An 18,151-nucleotide genomic window follows, 5' to 3' on the forward strand; every position below is an offset into this window, starting at 1 on the left:
TTGACGCTCCTGCGACCCCCTCGTACCTTGTGCCAGCAAGCGCTTTCTTGAAACGATTCATGCAAGCGGCAACGACGCTGCGGGGAGGCCGGCTGTGGGAGCCAGCAGGAATGTTGACAGGCGAACGATCCTGAAGGTGGCCGGGGCATCGGCGGCCACCCTGGGGCTGGCCGCTACCACGGGATGCGGAGGCGACAGCGGTTCCGGGGACGGGACGGTGACGCTCCGTTACGCATGGTGGGGTGGTGAGCCGCGCGCCATCGCCATCAAGAAGACGATCGCACTCTTCGAGAAGAAGTACCCGAAGATCAAGATCAAGCCCGAATTCACCGACTACGAGGCGTTCTGGGAGAAGTTCCAGACCCAGGCCTCCGGTGGGAATCCGCCGGACGTTTTCCAGAACGCGGTCGGATTCCTGCGCAAGTACGACAAGCGTGGTGTTCTGCTGGACCTCAAGACGCAGGCGGACGCGGGGAATCTGGACCTGGAGAACTTCCGCAACGGAGTTCTGGCCAACGGTCAGGTCGACGGCAAGCAGATCGGCATCCCCGTCGGCGCCAACACCATGTCGCTCGTCATCGACCTCAACGCCTTCAAGAAGGCGGGCGTCGAGGCGAAGTTCGGCTGGACCTGGGACGAGTACTTCGACGCGCTCCAGACCATTCAGGACAAGGCCAAGATCGCCGGCGACACCGGCTACTTCAGCATCATGTACCTGTACGACCTGTACCTGCGTCAGAACGGCAAGGCCTTCTTCACCGACTCCGACCTCGGCTTCACCGAGGACGACCTGACGCAGTGGTGGGAGGACGGCTACAAGCGCGTGAAGTCCGGGCTCGTCGCCGACCCGAAGAAGATCGAGCAGGCCAAGCCCAAGTCCGGTCTGTCGGCAGGCCTCGCCGCGTCCGAGTTCACCTGGGACAACTTCTCCATCCGCTACGAGGGCGAGGGCGAGTCGGACTACGGGCTCGCGCCGATCCCCACCACGGACGGCAAGAACACCGGCCAGTACCTCGGCTCGCTGATGCTCAGCGCCTTCTCCGGGACCAAGCACCCCAAGGAGGTCGCGCAGTTCATCGACTTCATGGTGCACGACCCCGAGGTCGGCAAGATCATGGGCTACGACCGAGGCATCCTCGCCACGACCGAGCAGTACGACGCGTTCACCCCCACCGACGACAACAACAAGGGAGTCAAGGCGTACGAGGAGGAGGTCGCCGCGGCCGGCGTCCTCGGGAAGATCACCCCGCACCCGTCCGGCGCCGATGTCATCGAGGCGGCCTTCCTGCGCATCGGCGGTGAGGTCGCCCAGGGCAAGACCAAGCCCGCCGACGCCGCCAAGACGCTGTTCAACGAGGCCAAGGCCGCGTTCGCGGGCTGAGGGGACGTACCACCATGACGCTCGTCAAGGAAGCGCCCGCGCGCTCGGCCGGGAAGCGGTCCGCCGCTCCCGTCGCCGGGCGCCGCGGGCGGCGCCGCGAGAACCTCGCCGGTTATCTCTTCATGTCGCCGTGGATCGCGGGGTTCCTGCTGCTCACGGCGGGGCCGATGATCGCGTCGCTGTACTACGCGTTCACCAGCTACAACCTGTTCACGCCGCCCCAGTGGGTGGGGCTGGACAACTTCACGACGATGTTCCAGGACCCACGCTGGCAGAAGTCGGTGCAGGTCACGCTGAAGTACGTCGTCGTGGCCACTCCGCTGAAGCTCCTCCTCGCGCTCGGCGTCGCGCTGCTGCTCGCGCAGAAGCGGCGAGGGCAGGGCCTGTACCGGGCCGCGTTCTACATGCCCTCGCTCATCGGCGCCAGCGTCTCCGTGGGTTTCGTGTGGCGGGCGCTGTTCTCGGACGACGCGGTCGTGGACCGTACGCAGAAGATCTTCGGTCTCGACGTGGGTGGCTGGATCGGCAACCCGGACTACGTCATCTACGCCCTGGTGGCACTGAGCATCTGGCAGTTCGGCGCGCCGATGGTCATCTTCCTGGCCGGCCTCAAGCAGGTCCCGCGGGAGCTGTACGAGGCCGCCGAGATGGACGGTGCCGGACCCTTCCGCAGGTTCTGGAACGTCACGCTGCCGATGATCTCCCCGGTGCTGTTCTTCAACGTGCTGCTGGAGTCCATCCACGCGTTCCAGGTGTTCGGCTCCGCGTACGTCGTCTCCGACACCCGGTGCGGGCCCGCCGACGCCACGCTCGTCTACACCTGCTACCTCTACCAGAAGGGCTTCAAGGAGGCCCAGATGGGCTTCGCCTCGGCGATGGCCTGGACGCTGGTGGTCGCGGTGGCGCTCGTCACGGCGGTCCTGTTCTGGTCGCAGAAGAAGTGGGTGCACTACGAGGAGGCCGCCAAGTGACCACTGCCACCAGCCCTGTGGTGCGCACCGCGAACGAGCGGCGGCGCACCGGATCGATCGCCTGGCACGTGGGCGCGCTCCTCGTCCTCGCGGTCGTCCTGTACCCGGTCGTCTGGGTGGTCGGTGCCTCGTTCAAGCCGAGCAAGGACATCATCGCCAGCCTCGACCTGCTGCCCACCGAGCCGGTCTGGGCGAACTTCTCCGGGCTCGCCGACGGTATCTCCGGCATCTCCATCAGCAGCTTCTTCGTGAACTCGCTGATGTACGCCGTCCTCGCCGTCGTCGGTGTCGTGGTGTCCAGCTCGCTGACCGCGTACGCCTTCGCCAAGATCCGGTTCGCCGGACGGAACCTGCTGTTCACGCTGATGATCGGCACGCTGCTGCTGCCGTACCACGTGCTGCTCATCCCGCAGTACGTGATGTTCCGCAACCTGGAACTCGTCGACACGCTGGTGCCGCTCGTCGCGGGCAAGTTCCTGGCCACGGAGGCGTTCTTCGTCTTCCTCATGGTGCAGTTCATGCGCGGGCTGCCGCGCGAGCTGGACGAGGCCGCCAAGCTCGACGGCTGCGGGCACCTGAGGACCTACTGGTCGATCGTGCTGCCGCTGTGCCGCCCCGCCATCATCACCAGCGCCATCTTCACCTTCATCAACGCGTGGAACGACTTCATGGGGCCGTTGATCTACCTCAACAGCCCCGACAAGTACACCGTCTCGCTCGGCCTGATGATGTTCCGCGACCAGGAGGGCATCTCCAACTACGGCAGCATGATCGCGATGTCGCTGGTGGCGCTGGTGCCGGTCATCGCCTTCTTCATGGCCTTCCAGCGCTACCTCATCGACGGTATGGCGACGTCCGGACTGAAGGGCTGAGACGGTCACCATGGCGCAGACACGCGTGAAGGCACGCAAGGAGTCCGTGTTCGGCGAGCGCTTCGCGCTCTTCGCCGAGTCCCTGCTCACCGGCGTGTGGATCGCCGTGGCCTGTCTCGGGGTCGTCACCTACCCCGCGGCCTTCGCCGCCGGCGCGCGGCATCTGCGGCGACGGGCCCGTCATGAGGGCGGCGGCTGGCGGGACTTCGTCGCGGACTTCCGGGCGGCCGTGCGCGCGGGGTGGGTCGTCGGGCTCACCGGCTGGGTGGCGGCGGCCGCGGTCTGGATCGACTTACAGGCCGCGCGCGCCGGGCTCCCCGGCGGACCGCTCGTCGGAGCCGTGGGCCTGTTCGCCCTGATCGGGTTCGTGGTCGCCGGGATGCGCGCGGCCGCGGTGTGGACGCCGGGGGATTCCTGGCGCCCGCTGCTCGCCCAGGCCGGCCGCCGTACCGTGCTCGACCCTGCCGGATCCTTTCTGCTCACCGCCGGGCTCGCCGTGGCCGCCCTGTCCGGCATGTTCATAGCGCCGCTGGCGGTCCCCGTCCTGGGGGCCGTCGCGGCGGCGGCCGTCGCCGTCGAGGAACGCCACCGGCGCCGCTGACGGGCGGTGCCCCCTTCTCGGTCCGGCGCCCTGGGCGCCGTACCTCACCCTGTCATGCCCCTGACCACCCCCTGCATCCCGCACGGAAGGAAAGGCTGCATCCCATGTCTCCCATCCCCCGTAGGTCCCTCCTCAAGGCGGCAGCCGTCGCCGGCGCCGCCGCCCAGTTCAGCTGGGCGCTCGGGTCGAAGGAAGCGCAGGCCGCCCCCGCAGCCGCGGCCGCCGACAACGACCCGGTGACCCTGGACTGGCTGGAGGACGGCGGCCTCGGCGCCGCCCCCGGCTCCACCCTCGGCGTGCCCTGGCCGATGGGCACCTACCAGGAGGACCAGGCCTTCGCGCTGACGGACGCCGACGGCAAGGACGTGCCCGTACAGTCCTGGCCGATCGCCTATTGGCCGGACGGGTCCCTGAAGTGGACCGCCCACGCCGTCAGCTCCGGAACCGGCAAGCTCACCCTCGCCGCCGGCACCCCGGCCGCCCCCGAGCAGAAGGTCACCGTCGACAAGAGCGGCGGCACCATCGACGTCTCCACGGGCGTCATCACCGCGAAGATCGGCAAGGACGGCGCCACCCTCATCAAGTCGGTCAAGCGCGGCTCCACCGAGATCGCCAAGAACGGCCGCCTGGTCCTGATCCGCCAGCCCGAGATCGAGGACGAGGACCAGGGCAGCGTCAAGACCGAGCGCTTCGACGGCGCCATCTCCGACGTCACCGTCGAGCAGGAGGGCCCGGTCCGCGCGGTCGTCCGCATCGACGGCACGCACCGCAAAGGCAGCCGCAGCTGGCTGCCGTTCTCCATCCGCCTGTACTTCTACGCCGGCGCCGACTCCTTCCGCATGGTGCACACCATCACCTTCGACGGCACCCAGGAGCCCGGGAAGGCCAGCGGGGACTTCATCCGCGGCCTCGGTGTCCGCTTCACCGTCCCGATGCGCGACGAGTCCTACGACCGTCACATCCGCATCGGCGGCGAGGGCACCGGCCTGCTCCGCGAGGCCGTCAAGGGCATCACCGGCCTGCGCCGCGACCCGGGCGCGGCCGTCCAGGCGGCCCAGTACGCGGGCGAGAAGCTGCCCGACCCCTCCACCTGGGACCAGCGGGTCACCACCCGCCTCCAGTACATCCCCGAGTGGGGCGACTACACCCTCTCCCAGCTCTCCGCCGACGGCTTCACCCTGCGCAAGCGCACCAAGAAGGGCTACGGCTGGATCGGCGCCGGCGGCGGCAAGCGGGCCTCCGGGTTCGGGTACGTCGGCGGCGTGAGCGGCGGCCTCTCCTTCGGCCTCAGGGACTTCTGGGAGAAGTTCCCCGCCCAGCTCGACATCCGCGATGCCCACACCGACGAGGCCGAGGTCACCCTCTGGCTCTGGTCGCCCGAGGCGCAGCCCATGGACCTGCGCTTCTACCACGACGGCATGGAGCAGGACACCTACGCCGAGCAGCTCGAAGGCCTCAACATCACCTACGAGGACTACGAGCCCGGCTTCGGCACCCCCTACGGCATCGCCCGGACCTCCGAACTCCTCTTCTGGGCCAACGAGGCCACCCCGACCCCGGAGAAGCTCGCCGAGCAGGTCGAGGCCGTCCGGGTCCTGCCCCAGCTCGCCGCCCCGCCGGGGCAGCTCATCAAGGCCAAGGTCTTCGGCCCCGGCCTCTACTCCGAGCCCGACCGCTCCACCCCCGCCAAGGCCAAGATCGAGGACCACCTCGACTTCCTCTTCACCTACTACAAGGACCAGGTGGAGCAGCGCCGCTGGTACGGCTTCTGGGACTACGGCGACATCATGCACACCTACGACACCGTCCGGCACCAGTGGCGGTACGACATCGGCGGCTACGCCTGGGACAACTCCGAGCTGTCGCCGGACCTCTGGCTCTGGTTCGCCTACCTGCGCTCCGGCCGCGCGGACATCTTCCGCTTCGCCGAGGCGATGACCCGGCACACCGGCGAGGTCGACGTCTACCACATCGGCCAGTGGGCGGGCCTGGGCACCCGGCACGGCGTCCAGCACTACGCCGACAGCGCCAAGCAGCAGCGCATCGCCAACACCACCTACCGCCGCTACTACTACTTCCTCACCGCCGACGAACGCGTCGGCGACCTCATGCACGCCAACGTCGACTCCGACGAGACCTTCCTCGTCCTCGACCCGCAGCGCAAGGTGCGCACCGACACCTACACGCCCGACCGGCACGCCCTGTCGATCGGCTTCGGCACCGACTGGAGCGGTCTGGTGTCGGCCTGGCTGACGGAATGGGAGCGCAAGGGCCCGAAGTGGGAGAAGGCCAAGGCGCGCGTGCTGTCGACGATGGAGGGCATCGCCGCCCAGCCGAACGGCTTCGTGCAGGGCAGCGGCCTGTACGACCTCGACACCGGCCAGTTCGCCGTCGCCACGACGCCGGTCGTCGGCGTCTCCCACCTCTCCGCCGTCTTCGGCCTCAACGAGCTGTGCGCCGAACTCATCCACCTCGTCGACATACCGAAGTTCAACGAGGCCTACTACGACTACTGCCGCTACTTCAACGCCAGCAAGACCGAACAGGCGGCACGCTACGGCTCCAACTTCGGCACCCTGCTGCTGTTCCAGGGTCACTCGCGCCTCGACGCGTACGCGGCCGTGCAGACCGGGGACGAGAAGCTCGCCACGCGTGCCTGGCAGAAGTTCTACAACTCCGACGGCTACCTGGAGTCCGCGCCCTGGAAGACGGAGGAGCTGAGCGGTCCCGTCACCCTGGTGCCGGGCAGCGAGGCGGCCTGGGTGTCCACCAACGACACCGCGCTGTACGGCCTCGCCGCCATCGAGAACCTGGCGCTGCTCGGGGACAAGATGCCGTCGTAGCCGGCCGGGGGCGAAGGGGGTGATCCGCGTCGGCCGGATCACCTCCCGGGCCTGTCGAGCGGATCACGCCGCGGACGACAGGGCCGCTAGTCCATCCTCCCCAGCACCTCCCGCACCCGCCGCGCGTCGCGCAACCGCTGCTCGTAGGTGGCACCCACCGCGAGCAGCAGCAGACCGGCGAGTGCGGGAGGCACCCACCTCGGGACGAGACCGACGACCTGGGCGAGGTACGGAGCCAGCTCGTGCAGCGCGTCCAGGGCCAGCACCGAGGCGCCCAGCGCCAGGGGTGCCTGGAGCCGGTGCCGGGCGCCCAGCAGCGTGACCAGCAGCGCCGCGGCCCCCAGCAGCAGCGGACGCGTCCACTGCGGGTCGCCCCAGGCCGCGGCGAGGCTCGGCAGGAACGTGGCGGCGAGGCCTGGGCCGTACGCCGTCCAGGACGAGGTCTCCGGCACGCGGCGCCGGCGCCAGGCACCCACGGCCAGGGCCGAGACGGTCACGGGCAGCGTGTACGCCTCCGGCGTGGAGACGTCCCAGGCGGCCAGGCGGACCCAGGCGGCCAGCAGGAAGAGGACACCGGCCGCGAAGCCGGCGGGCCGGCGGCCGGCGCGGACCGCCGAGGCGCCCGTGATCACACCGCACAGGGACAGCACCAGTGCCAGCATCGGCGGATCGGTCACCGCGAGACCCACCGCGAGCACCGCGGCGGCCGCGCCCGTCACCTCGACCGGCACGGTCGCCGGGGACCCTCCGAGCCGGGCGGCGAACAGGGCCGCGGCCGCGGCGACCGCGAGGACCGGCAGTGCGGTGTGCGCCGCCGGCCAGTCCGCCGCCGTGCCCGCCGCGCAGGCCAGCGCGGTGGCGTACCCGAGCGCGGCCGGGGCCGTGACCGGGGTGAGCCGAGGCCGCGCCGACACCGTCACGAACAGCGCCGTCAGCGCCGGCAGCACGGTCAGGGTCGCGCTCTGCGTCGCCAGGGACAGCAGGGCGACGGTGACCGAGGTGGCCAGGGAGAGGGCCGCGGCGGTCCACGGGGTGGGCAGGAAGGCCGCTGCCGCGGTGATGACGCCGAGCGCCAGCAGCGTGGCGACGTAGGGCAGTCCGCAGACCGCCGGGAGGGCCGTGCACGCCGCCCACGCCAGGAACAGCGCCCCGGTACGGGCCCGGGGACGCCAGGTCTCGTGCCGGACGGCCAGGGCGAGGCTGCCCGCGACGGCCGCGAGGACGAGCAGCGCCTGCACCGGGTGCGGCGGCCACGGGGTGTGGACGGTGACCGCGTCGCGGGCGTTCGCGGGCGCGCCCGACCAGGGGTGCTCCAGCAGGCCGAGCGGGCCCAGCAGCACCACCAGGACCAGGGGCAGGGCCCACAGCAGCGCGAGGGCCTGAACCGCGGCACCGGCCCGGATGAGGCCGACCCGCACCGGCTCGGCGAGCCGGTCCGGTACCGCCACGAACAGGGCGAGGCCGCCGGCCAGGTGGGCGGGGACCGTCCAGCCGGCGGGCAGCGCCACCCGCAGCGCCCCGCCGCCCGCCGCCACCAGCAGCAGACCGCCCGCGACCGCCGCGGCACCCGCCGGGCCCGGACCCGGCAGCCGCGGGGCGGCGGCCAGCGCGACGGCCGCCGCGAGGACGAGGAGCGCCGCCGCACGGGCGGCGGCGCCCGGACCGGCGGCCGTCCACGACAGCCATCCGGCCGCCAGGACGCCCCCACCGCCCAGCCCGCAGGCGCCGGCGGCGGCGGTGACCCGCGCGGACCGGACGGTCACCCGGAGCGCGACGGCCGTGTCGAGGCCGGCCGTCACCAGCAGCGCCGCCGCGACGGCGTCCAGGTCGGCGCCCACCGCGAACGTGGCGAGCAGCAGCGGGAGTTGGGCGGCGGCCAGCGCCGAGGGCGACGGCAGCCGCAGGGCGGGCAGCGCGCGGCCGTACGCCGCCCAGAGCGCCGCCAGTACGGCCGCCGCGACCGCCGCGTACCCGGTGCCGTCGGTGCCGGTGAGCACCGCCTCGCGCAGCGCGTAGGCGTCCAGCGCCGTGAGCGCCAGGCCGAGGCCCGCCACCGACTCCGCGGTCGAGCGCAGCCCGCGCCGCAGCAGGAACACCGGCGCGGCGAGCACGGCCACCGTGACCGTGCCCAGCACCAGGGCCCGCCCGGCGATCCCCAGATGCCCCCAGCTCACCAGGGTGAACGCGATCGCCGCGATCGTCAGCAGGGTCCCGCCGAGCAGCAGCAGGACGTTCTGGACGCGCGGGGCGCTCGCCTCGGGACGCGCCGCGGGCCGGGGCGGCGGTCCCGCCGGCGGCCGGCCGTGCCGCAGAGCGGCGACCACCTGGCCGCGGCGCGTCAGCAACCAGGCCCGACGGGCGTCCAGTTGCCGCAGTTCGGCGTCGATGAGCCACAGCTCCTCGGCCGGGGGCGGAAAATGCGTCATGGAACGGAGTGTGGTCCGCGTCACGCCCGACGGCATGGGCGCGGCTACTCAGGGCGTACTCAGATCCGGGGCCGGCGGCGGGCACACTCGACCCATGGACTGGACGCACTACCGCTTCCGCAGCCTGTGGCGCCTGCCCGCGCCGCCCGCCGCCGTCTACGCCGCCCTGGAACGCCCCGAGGACTACCCCCGCTGGTGGCCGCAGGTCCGCGAGGTGACCCGGCTCGACGACACCACCGGCGTCATCACGGTCCGCTCGCTCCTGCCGTACGCCATGACCTTCACCGCGCGCGAGGTCCGGCACGATCCCGGGGCCGGGGTGCTGGAGGTCGCGCTGTCCGGGGACATCGAGGGCTGGGCACGCTGGACGGTCACCGCGGCGGGAGCCGGCGCGCTCGCCCGCTACGACCAGGTCGTCGACGTCGACAAACCGTTGCTCAGGCGGTTCGCCGTGCCCGGGCGGCCGGTCTTCCGCGCCAACCACCGCCTGATGATGCGCGCCGGCCGGCGCGGACTCGCGGCCTACCTGCAAGCGGTTTGAACGAAGCCCGCGGGGACCTGTATTGTTCACTCCGTTCCCGGGCGATTAGCTCAGTGGGAGAGCGCTTCGTTCACACCGAAGAGGTCACTGGTTCGAACCCAGTATCGCCCACCGGGAAAGAGCCGGTCCGCATCGAGCGGACCGGCTCTTCCGTGTGTGCTGCGGGGCCGGACCGTCGGCCTGGTCGCCGCTGCCGTGGGCTCCGGCACGGCTCCGTCCTCCGGCAGGAGGCGGTGGCGGTGGCGGAGGGTCGTGGTGACCTGCCGGTGACCTGCCCGCAGTCGCAGTCCGCAGCCGCGGGGGGACGGAGCAGGCGGCTCCTACGCCGCCGCCGGCAGCACCGGGCGCAGCGGCCACGACGTGTCGACCGTCTCCGGTGAGCCGCTGCGCGCGAACCACGCCTGCAGGCCGCGCGCCTGCGCCGCGTGCCAGGACGTCTGCAACGCGTGCAGTTCGCCGGGCGACAGGCGCTCCAGCCGGGCCGCGAAGCGCCGGCCCAGCGCCCGCACCACCTCCAGCGCGGCCACCGCGTCCGCCGCGGCGTCGTGCGCGTCGGCCAGCGCCACGCCGTAGTGCTCGCACAGGTCGGTGAGCGTGCGGCGGCCCTTGCGGTAGCGGTCCAGGTGCTTGTCCAGCACCCTCGGGTCCAGCACCCGAAGCGGTGCCGGCTCCAGCCAGTGATCCAGCGACGAGGCGCGGTGCCGGCGCAGCTCGCGGTCGAGCAGCGTCAGGTCGAACGGCGCGTTCATCACCACCAACGGCCGTGTCGCCGCCGCCTGTTCGGCGAGCAGTTCGGCTATCTCGTACATCACCGGCGACGGCCAGCGGCCGTTGCGGTGCAGATGGTCCTCCGTCAGCCCGTGCACCGCCGTCGCCTCGGCGGGCACCGGCACGCCCGGGTTCACCAGCCAGCGGGTCACCCGGGGCCGGAGGCCCGGCCCGTCCTGGACGACGAGCGCGGCCGACACGATCCGGTCGGTCTCGACGTCCACCCCTGTCGTCTCCGTGTCGAACGCCGCCAGAGGGCCCTCGTACCAGTTCGTCATACCTGCACAACCCCTCGTTCCGCCACGGCAGCTGACGTCCCGTCTTCTGCCTGTTTGGTGATACCCGGGCTGTTTGCGCCGTACGCCGGGAGGACACAACAGGAGTACGGGTCCCCGCAGTTCAGGGGCTCGATGCGGAACCCACTCGACCCCCGGCACGGGATCGGGTCTGCCTGGAAGGCTGTTGGCCATGGTGATAGCGCAGCCCGAGCGGGGCGGGCTGCTGCCCGAACGGACGGAACCCCAGCGCGGCACACTCGCCACCACCGCCTGCATGGAGACGCTGCAGGTGGGCTACCTCCACGCGGTCGCGGCGGCGGCCGGCTGCTCACTGTCCCAGCCCTTTCCGGACAACGGCATCGACTGGCACGTCAGCCACAGCGCGCCCGGCCACACCGTCGACGACGAGGTGACCATCAAGGTGCAGCTGAAGGCGACGTACCAGATCCCGCCGAACCCGCCCGGCCGGTCCTTCTCCTTCACGCTCGACAACGACCACCTGAGGAAGCTCGCCCGCACCCCGGTGTCGGTGCACAAGATCCTCGTCGTGATGATCGTCCCCCGGTCCCGGGACCAGTGGCTGCGGGCCGGCCACGACCGGCTCGACCTCAGGCACTGCTGCTACTGGGTCAACCTCGCCGGCCACCCGGTCACCGGCCGGACCCGGACCACCGTGCGGATCCCCACCTCACGCGTCTTCGACGACCGGGCCCTGTGCGAGATCATGACGCGGGTCGGGACGGGAGGCAGACCATGACGCACCGCCCCTCCGGCGAACCCCCGCGGCCGGTACGGCCCCATCCCGCCGAGCCCGCCTGGCACCGTCCCCCCGAGCCCGCCGACGTCGACCCGGCCGTCCTCGGCGCCCTGCTCCATCGGCACGGCTGGCAGCGCCGCGGCGGCGCCGCCGGACGCTACGGCCGCTGGACCCCGCCCGGACCGGGCGGCGCCGCCACCAGCCTGCTGGTGCCCGAGAGCCGCGCCTTCCCCGACAGCGACGACCTGCTCGGGGAGGCGCTCCAGGCGCTGGCGCGCAGCCAGGCGCCCGCCGCGCGGGAGGTGCTGGTCGCCCTCGCCGTCCCCAGCGACGAGGTCCACTGGTGGCGGGACGTCCCGGCCGGGCCCGCGGCGGCCGTCGGCGCCGCCTCCTGGGCCGTCGAGGAGCAGCTGCGCGGCGCCGCCCGGCAGCTGCTCCTCGCCGCGGCGCTCGCCACCCGCGCACGGGCCGGTTACCACGGCGCCCGGCACCGGCGCACGGCCGCCGCGGTGCTGGAGAGCGTCCTCGTCGGCTCCGCGGCCGGCGGCCGCCGGCTGACCGCGTTCACGCCGGTGGCCGGTGCCCGCCCCCTCGCCGTACGCCTCCACCAGGCGCTGTACGCCGTCCGCGAGGCCATCGACTACCAGCGCGCCACCGGCGGCATGGACGCCTTCGACGGGGCCGTCGAGGCGGGCGCCAGCCGGGAGCTCACCGAGGCGCTGATCGCCCTCGTCCGGGGCACCGAGGGCGCCCGGATCGCCGTCGCCTGGGCGCCCGCCGCGGGAGTGCCCGAGGGCTGCGCCGCCACCGCCGAGCCCGTGGAGTTCTCGCCCGGGGACCTGACCGCCCTGCGCGCGGCCGGCGCCCGCTACCTGCGCGAGGAGCCCTCGGTGCCCGTGAGCGTCACCGGAGCGGTGGTCCGGCTGCGCCGGTCGGGGCCGCGTGGCGAGGGCAGCGTACGGCTGCGGGTGCTCGCCGGGGCCGAGGTGCCGCACGTCCGGCTCACCCTCGCCGAGGACGACTACCGCATCGCGGTCCAGGCCCACCTGGTCGGACTGCCGGTGCGGGTGCGGGGGCGGCTGGAGAGCCGGGGCGGGTTCCGCAGGCTGACGGCCGCGCGCGGAGTGGTCCCCGTGGAGGTGGACGAGTCCGAGCGGGACCGGCTGATGAAGTCGCTGTACGAGAATCTGGACTGCTTCGAGGATGCCTGCGGAGGGGACTGATTTCGCGGTCGGCGGGTGCGGGTCGGTACGATCCCCTATTGCGCGCGCTCCCGGTATGGCGCCGCACCCCACCTGCAGTCAGGAGAGACCGGTGTCAGACGTCCGTGTGATCATCCAACGCGATTCCGAGCGGGAAGAGCGCGTGGTGACGACGGGCACTACGGCCGCCGACCTCTTCGCCGGCGAGCGCTCGATCGTCGCCGCGCGCGTGGGCGGTGAGCTCAGGGACCTCGCCCACGAGCTCCGGGACGGCGAGACCGTGGAGGGTGTCGAGATCTCCTCCGAGGACGGCCTCAACATCCTGCGCCACTCCACCGCGCACGTCATGGCCCAGGCCGTGCAGGAGCTCTTCCCCGAGGCCAAGCTGGGCATCGGCCCGCCCGTCAAGGACGGCTTCTACTACGACTTCGACGTGGAGAAGCCCTTCCACCCCGATGACCTCAAGGCCATCGAGAAGAAGATGCAGGAGATCCAGAAGCGCGGGCAGAAGTTCGCCCGCCGCGTGGTGACGGACGAGGAGGCCCGCGAGGAGCTGGCCGCCGAGCCGTACAAGCTGGAGCTGATCGGCCTCAAGGGCTCCGCGTCCTCCGACGACGGCGCGGACGTCGAGGTCGGCGCCGGCGAGCTGACGATCTACGACAACCTGGACGCCAAGACCGGCGAACTGTGCTGGAAGGACCTCTGCCGCGGTCCCCACCTGCCCTCCACCCGGCTCATCCCGGCGTTCAAGCTGATGCGCAACGCGGCCGCCTACTGGCGCGGCAGCGAGAAGAACCCGATGCTCCAGCGCATCTACGGCACCGCCTGGCCGTCCAAGGACGAGCTGAAGGCGTACCTGGACTTCCTCGCCGAGGCCGAGAAGCGCGACCACCGCAAGCTGGGCAGCGAGCTCGACCTGTTCTCCATCCCGGAGCAGATCGGTTCCGGTCTCGCGGTCTTCCACCCCAAGGGCGGCATCGTCCGGCGGGTCATGGAGGACTACTCGCGGCGCCGCCACGAGGAGGAGGGCTACGAGTTCGTCTACACCCCGCACGCGACGAAGGGGAAGCTCTTCGAGACCTCGGGCCACCTGGACTGGTACGCCGACGGCATGTACCCGCCCATGCAGCTCGACGAGGGCGTGGACTACTACCTCAAGCCCATGAACTGCCCGATGCACAACCTGATCTTCGATGCGCGCGGCCGCTCCTACCGTGAACTCCCGCTGCGCCTCTTCGAGTTCGGGACCGTGTACCGGTACGAGAAGTCGGGCGTCGTGCACGGTCTGACCCGTGCCCGCGGCTTCACGCAGGACGACGCGCACATCTACTGCACCCGCGAGCAGATGTCGGAGGAGCTCGACAAGACGCTCACCTTCGTCCTCGGCCTGCTGCGCGACTACGGTCTGACCGACTTCTACCTGGAGCTGTCGACCAAGGACCCGGAGAAGTTCGTCGGCTCCGACGAGGTCTGGGAGGAGGCGACCGAGACCCTGCGCCAGGTCGCCGAGAAGCAGGGCCTGCCGCTCGTGCCCGACCCGGGCGGCGCCGCCTTCTACGGCCCGAAGATCTCCGTCCAGACCAAGGACGCCATCGGCCGCACCTGGCAGATGTCGACCATCCAGCTCGACTTCAACCTGCCGGAGCGCTTCGACCTGGAGTACACCGGCCCCGACGGCGTCAAGCAGCGCCCGGTGATGATCCACCGTGCCCTCTTCGGCTCGATCGAGCGGTTCTTCGCGGTGCTCCTGGAGCACTACGCGGGCGCCTTCCCGGCGTGGCTGGCGCCGGTCCAGGCGATCGGCATCCCGATCGGCGACGGGCACGTGGAGTACCTGGAGAAGTTCGCCGCCGCCGCGAAGAAGCAGGGGCTGCGCGTCGAGGTCGACTCATCCTCCGACCGCATGCAGAAGAAGATCCGCAACGCCCAGAAGCAGAAGGTGCCCTTCATGGTCATCGCGGGCGACGAGGACATGTCGAACGGCTCGGTGTCCTTCCGCTACCGCGACGGCTCGCAGGAGAACGGCATCCCGTTCGACGAGGCCATCGCCAAGATCGCGAAGGTCGTCGAGGAGCGGGCCCAGGTCTGACGGGCCCAGGTCTGACGGGCCCAAGTCCGACAGGCCGACGCCCACGGCGTCCGTGAGCCCCCGGGGAGGTCATCTCCCCGGGGGCTCCTCGTCGCCCTCGCGGGAGAACACCTGGAGCAGCCAGGAGGAGAACGAGCCGGTGACCGCGCCCAGCAGCGCCAGCCCGCACGCCATGAGGCCCACCGCGATCGCCCGGCCACCTGCCGTGACCGGGACGACATCGCCGTAGCCGACCGTGGTCAGTGTCGCGCACGCCCACCACAGCGCGTCCCCGAAGCTGTGCATCTGGGTGCCCGGCGCCCCCCGTTCCTGGTCGTAGACGGCGAGCGAGCACGCGAAGCCGAGCAGGACCGTCGTCACCCCGGCATAGGTGATCACACGCGCGTACAGGGACAGCCGGGGTTCACCGTGCCGGCGCTGGACGGCCTCGTACAGCTTGACCATCCGCAGGGGGCGCATCAGGGGCAGGACGAGGACCACGGTGTCCAGCTTGTGCGCGGGGACGAACCGCAGCCGCAGTCCGCTGAGCCGCCAGCGCACCCCGTAGTCGACCACGAACATCGACCAGGCGAGGCACATCACCGCCGTGCACAGGTCCCGCCAGGCGTCCGGCAGGCCCTGGGCGAGGACCAGGACCGCGTACATGGCGAGGAACACCAGGGAGACGAAGGCGAGGGGGACCTCGGTGCGCTGCTCCCAGCGGGCCTGACGGCTGACGTCGTCCATCGGGCCAGCTTGACCGGTGGGGCTTCTCGCCCAGCCCCGGCGACACGTCGCGAACGGGCGACGCCATATGCTGCCTTGCATGACGAGTGAGCCGGAGCAGCAGATCGGAGTGGGGACGCAGGACGCGTTCCAGCGCCTGTGGACGCCCCACCGGATGGCCTACATCCAGGGCGAGAACAAGCCGACCGGCCCGGGGGCCGACGACGGCTGCCCCTTCTGCTCGATCCCGGCGAAATCCGACGAGGACGGGCTGATCGTCCGGCGCGGTGAGCACGTGTACGCGGTGCTGAACCTGTACCCGTACAACGGCGGCCACCTCATGACCGTCCCCTACCGGCACGTCGCCGACTACACCGACCTGACCGGGCCGGAGACCGCCGAGCTCGGCGAGCTGACCAAGCAGGCGATGACCGCGCTGCGCACCGCGTCCGGCGCGCAGGGCTTCAACATCGGCATGAACCAGGGCTCGGTGGCGGGCGCCGGCATCGCGGCGCACCTGCACCAGCACATCGTGCCCCGCTGGGGCGGCGACACGAACTTCATGCCGGTCGTGGGGCACACCCGGGTGCTGCCGCAGCTGCTGGCGGACACCCGGAAGATGCTGGCGGAGGCGTGGCCGGCGGCTTCCTAGGTGTTGTCCCGGAAGGCTCGGGACCGGTGGGCCGGGACGCGGCCGAGGGATCCTGAACCGGTGAGGGCCTTCCGGGCCGGCGTGGAACGCGACGTCCACAGGAACCGAAAGGCCCTCGGGCCCCACCGTGCACACCCCTGACCGAGACCGGCCGTCCGTGTCCGTCTGCGTCCGTCTGCGTCCGGCCCGACCACGGGAGGCTACGCGTCGTAGGTGTCGGCCTTCTTCGGGGACGCCTCCTGCACCGCCCCGCTGAGCGCCGACGCGCGTGAGCTGAACTTGTCGGTGTCCACGTCGTGCTCCTTGAGTACCCTGAGCGCGGCCCTGTGCACCGCACGCAGCACCGGCGTGGCGGAGCGCAGCGCGTCGTCCGCCATGAAGCGGTGGCTCCAGGGCTGGTCGGCCCAGGCGTGGCGCAGACCGAAGGGCTCGGGCAGGCCGATCGAGCCGCCGAGCCACTTCAGCAGCGGCGGGTACCAGCTGATCGTGGCGCGGGCGGCCAGCCGCACCACCTCGTCGGGGGTGACGAGCGGAAGCTTGACCGTCCGGGTCTCCCAGAAGCGCACGGTCTTGGCCACCTGCTTGCTGGGCGCCGCGGGCTTGGTGCTGAACAGTCCGTTGACCGGGCCCAGGGCGTGCCCGGTGACCTCGATGCGCAGGGTCTCCTTCAGCACGGTCACCGTGATCATCAAGGTGAGGATCAGATTGCCGTTCCACAGGTGGGGCCACTGGACACCCAGGTAGTGCCGGTCGCCGCTGTCGAACTGCTGGTTGTTGCAGATGTCCTCGACGGCCCTCGGCTTGACCTGGTAGGCCTCGACGTCGGTGCCCTCGGGCCTGGACACCGACTTGGCGCCCGCGCCCACGTGCGTGACGACCCAGTGCCGTACCGACGGGGCGGGGAAGCCCCCGGTCTTCAGGCCCTGCCGGTTCAACAGGCTCAGCTCGTCGTGGATGGCCCGCACGACCGTCCAGCTGCGGAACTCGTGGACGCCCTTGACCGGGTCGATCGGGACCAGCTCCTCGGCGAGGTGCCAGGCGCCCCAGCGGGTGCCCATGCCGAGGATGCCCTTGGGGCCTGCGTAGAAGATCGAGTTGGACTGTTGCTCGGCGCTGAGCCGGGCCAGGGACTGGCGCAGCTGCTCGGCAGCGGCCTGGTCAGGACTGGTGGGTACCGCCTCGGGGACCTTCGCGCCGACGCTGCCGCCGGACAGCAGCCCGCCCCAGCTCTCGCGCAGATCCTTCGCGGTGCTCTCGCAGAGCCGCTTGGCCAGGAACCAGCCGGCCACGGGGGCCACGATGCACCCACGCGCATACCACCCCCCGATGCCGGTGAACGGCATCCGCAGCAGGAAGATCACGGCGAGGGCGCCGACGGCGACCAGCAGGCCGGTGGCGAGCCCGGAGACCCGCTTGTTGTCCGCCTTGCCCATGGTGGCCCGCAGCTGGAAGACGAGCAGCCAGACCAGCAGACCCGGCAGGAAGAGCACCCCGCACAGCAGCATGAGCCCGGTCAGCTTCTGGTCGCGCTGCCGACGGATGCGGGTGGCCGCCAGGCAGTGCTCGACGACCACCTGCGGTTCGCTGCCGAAGGACTGGATGAGCGGATCGCGACCGACGCCCAGCATGCGGTCGATCACGGCCTGGGAGTACGCCTCACCGAAGTTGGGCCGGAAGATCTTCGCCCACGGGCGGCCCTCCTTGACCGTGGTCTGGTGCCACTCGTTGTCGGCCTTCTTGATCTCCTCCATCGGGGTGTCCCGATAGGCTGCCGAAGCCAGGGCGTATGTCGGGGCACCCCCTGAGCCGCCCGTCCTCGGCACCTGTGGCCCGAAGAAGTCCTCAACGGTCATTCCCGCCCCCACTCGCCGCCACTCTCGCTCCTGCGGCCTTCCCGACTTCCGTACTCCGCACACCTGTTGATCAGGTCATCAGCGTATCTCCAGCCACCGGCATCCGTCGGCGGACGGCCGAAGCCGCCCGCCGAATCGGAGGAATCGGAGGAATCGGAGGAAAGCGTTCCGTGCGGGTCACTTGAGGCCACTCGAGAACGGCCTCTTCCCAA

The 18,151-nt window shown here is 71.3% G+C and carries 14 protein-coding genes and 1 tRNA gene; 11 read left to right on the plus strand and 4 right to left on the minus strand.

Features of this window, described 5'->3' with window-relative positions:
• Positions 1–94 precede the first annotated feature (94 nt).
• The 5 genes from ACIP67_RS11740 (at position 95) to ACIP67_RS11760 (ending at position 6,668) form a co-directional block, all read left to right on the plus strand.
• Positions 95–1,381, plus strand: a complete 1,287-nt coding sequence (locus ACIP67_RS11740) for an ABC transporter substrate-binding protein (RefSeq protein WP_401690835.1) — start codon at positions 95–97, stop codon at positions 1,379–1,381.
• Between the two features lie 14 nt (positions 1,382–1,395).
• Entirely contained in the window at positions 1,396–2,352 is a 957-nt protein-coding gene (locus tag ACIP67_RS11745; RefSeq protein ID WP_401690837.1) for a carbohydrate ABC transporter permease, read from the plus strand.
• The gene (locus tag ACIP67_RS11750; RefSeq protein WP_401690839.1) at positions 2,349–3,224 is read left to right on the plus strand and encodes a carbohydrate ABC transporter permease; all 876 of its coding nucleotides are present in this window, start codon (positions 2,349–2,351) and stop codon (positions 3,222–3,224) included. The genes ACIP67_RS11745 and ACIP67_RS11750 overlap by 4 nt, the downstream gene beginning before the upstream one ends.
• A 10-nt stretch (positions 3,225–3,234) precedes the next feature.
• A complete protein-coding gene (locus ACIP67_RS11755) occupies positions 3,235–3,825 on the plus strand; it encodes a hypothetical protein (RefSeq protein WP_401690841.1) in 591 nt (196 codons plus the stop codon).
• A 104-nt stretch (positions 3,826–3,929) separates the two neighbouring features.
• Positions 3,930–6,668 (plus strand): Tat pathway signal sequence domain protein, encoded by a 2,739-nt coding sequence (locus ACIP67_RS11760; RefSeq protein ID WP_401690843.1) that lies wholly within the window; start codon positions 3,930–3,932, stop codon positions 6,666–6,668.
• An 86-nt stretch (positions 6,669–6,754) separates the two neighbouring features.
• On the opposite strand, the gene ACIP67_RS11765 is transcribed toward ACIP67_RS11760, so the two are convergent.
• Positions 6,755–9,094 (minus strand): SCO7613 C-terminal domain-containing membrane protein, encoded by a 2,340-nt coding sequence (locus ACIP67_RS11765; RefSeq protein ID WP_401690845.1) that lies wholly within the window; start codon positions 9,092–9,094, stop codon positions 6,755–6,757.
• Positions 9,095–9,188: 94 nt separating this feature from the next.
• Here ACIP67_RS11765 and ACIP67_RS11770 point away from each other — a divergent pair, with 94 nt between their 5' ends.
• Both ACIP67_RS11770 and ACIP67_RS11775 read left to right on the plus strand, forming a co-directional pair.
• Positions 9,189–9,635 (plus strand): SRPBCC family protein, encoded by a 447-nt coding sequence (locus tag ACIP67_RS11770; protein WP_401690847.1) that lies wholly within the window; start codon positions 9,189–9,191, stop codon positions 9,633–9,635.
• 39 nt (positions 9,636–9,674) lie between these two features.
• A tRNA-Val gene (locus ACIP67_RS11775) sits at positions 9,675–9,746 on the plus strand.
• A 209-nt stretch (positions 9,747–9,955) separates the two neighbouring features.
• Here ACIP67_RS11775 and ACIP67_RS11780 read toward each other — a convergent pair.
• On the minus strand, positions 9,956–10,681 hold the full coding sequence (locus ACIP67_RS11780) for an exonuclease domain-containing protein (protein WP_401690849.1): 726 nt from the start codon (positions 10,679–10,681) through the stop codon (positions 9,956–9,958).
• Positions 10,682–10,871: 190 nt separating this feature from the next.
• On the opposite strand from ACIP67_RS11780, the gene ACIP67_RS11785 reads away from it, so the two are divergent.
• The 3 genes from ACIP67_RS11785 (at position 10,872) to thrS (ending at position 14,729) form a co-directional block, all read left to right on the plus strand.
• Positions 10,872–11,438 (plus strand): DUF4365 domain-containing protein, encoded by a 567-nt coding sequence (locus ACIP67_RS11785; RefSeq protein WP_385072037.1) that lies wholly within the window; start codon positions 10,872–10,874, stop codon positions 11,436–11,438.
• Positions 11,435–12,661: a hypothetical protein gene (locus ACIP67_RS11790; RefSeq protein WP_401690851.1), complete on the plus strand. Its 1,227-nt coding sequence runs from the start codon at positions 11,435–11,437 to the stop codon at positions 12,659–12,661. Before ACIP67_RS11785 ends, ACIP67_RS11790 begins: the two co-directional genes overlap by 4 nt.
• A 91-nt stretch (positions 12,662–12,752) precedes the next feature.
• Complete coding sequence (thrS, locus tag ACIP67_RS11795) at positions 12,753–14,729, plus strand: threonine--tRNA ligase (RefSeq protein ID WP_401690853.1); 1,977 nt, start codon at positions 12,753–12,755, stop codon at positions 14,727–14,729.
• Positions 14,730–14,798: 69 nt separating this feature from the next.
• On the opposite strand, the gene ACIP67_RS11800 is transcribed toward thrS, so the two are convergent.
• Positions 14,799–15,455, minus strand: coding sequence for a potassium channel family protein (locus tag ACIP67_RS11800; RefSeq protein ID WP_401690854.1), 657 nt, complete (start codon positions 15,453–15,455; stop codon positions 14,799–14,801).
• Between the two features lie 67 nt (positions 15,456–15,522).
• Between ACIP67_RS11800 and ACIP67_RS11805 the strand changes: the two genes are divergently transcribed.
• Positions 15,523–16,086, plus strand: a complete 564-nt coding sequence (locus ACIP67_RS11805; protein WP_401690856.1) for an HIT family protein — start codon at positions 15,523–15,525, stop codon at positions 16,084–16,086.
• A 200-nt stretch (positions 16,087–16,286) separates the two neighbouring features.
• Here the strand turns inward: ACIP67_RS11805 and ACIP67_RS11810 are convergent, their stop codons facing one another.
• Positions 16,287–17,939, minus strand: coding sequence for a hypothetical protein (locus ACIP67_RS11810; protein ID WP_401690858.1), 1,653 nt, complete (start codon positions 17,937–17,939; stop codon positions 16,287–16,289).
• Positions 17,940–18,151 lie beyond the last annotated feature (212 nt).

The organism is Streptomyces sp. NPDC088812, assembly GCF_044750285.1.
Taxonomy (GTDB): Bacteria; Actinomycetota; Actinomycetes; order Streptomycetales; family Streptomycetaceae; genus Streptomyces.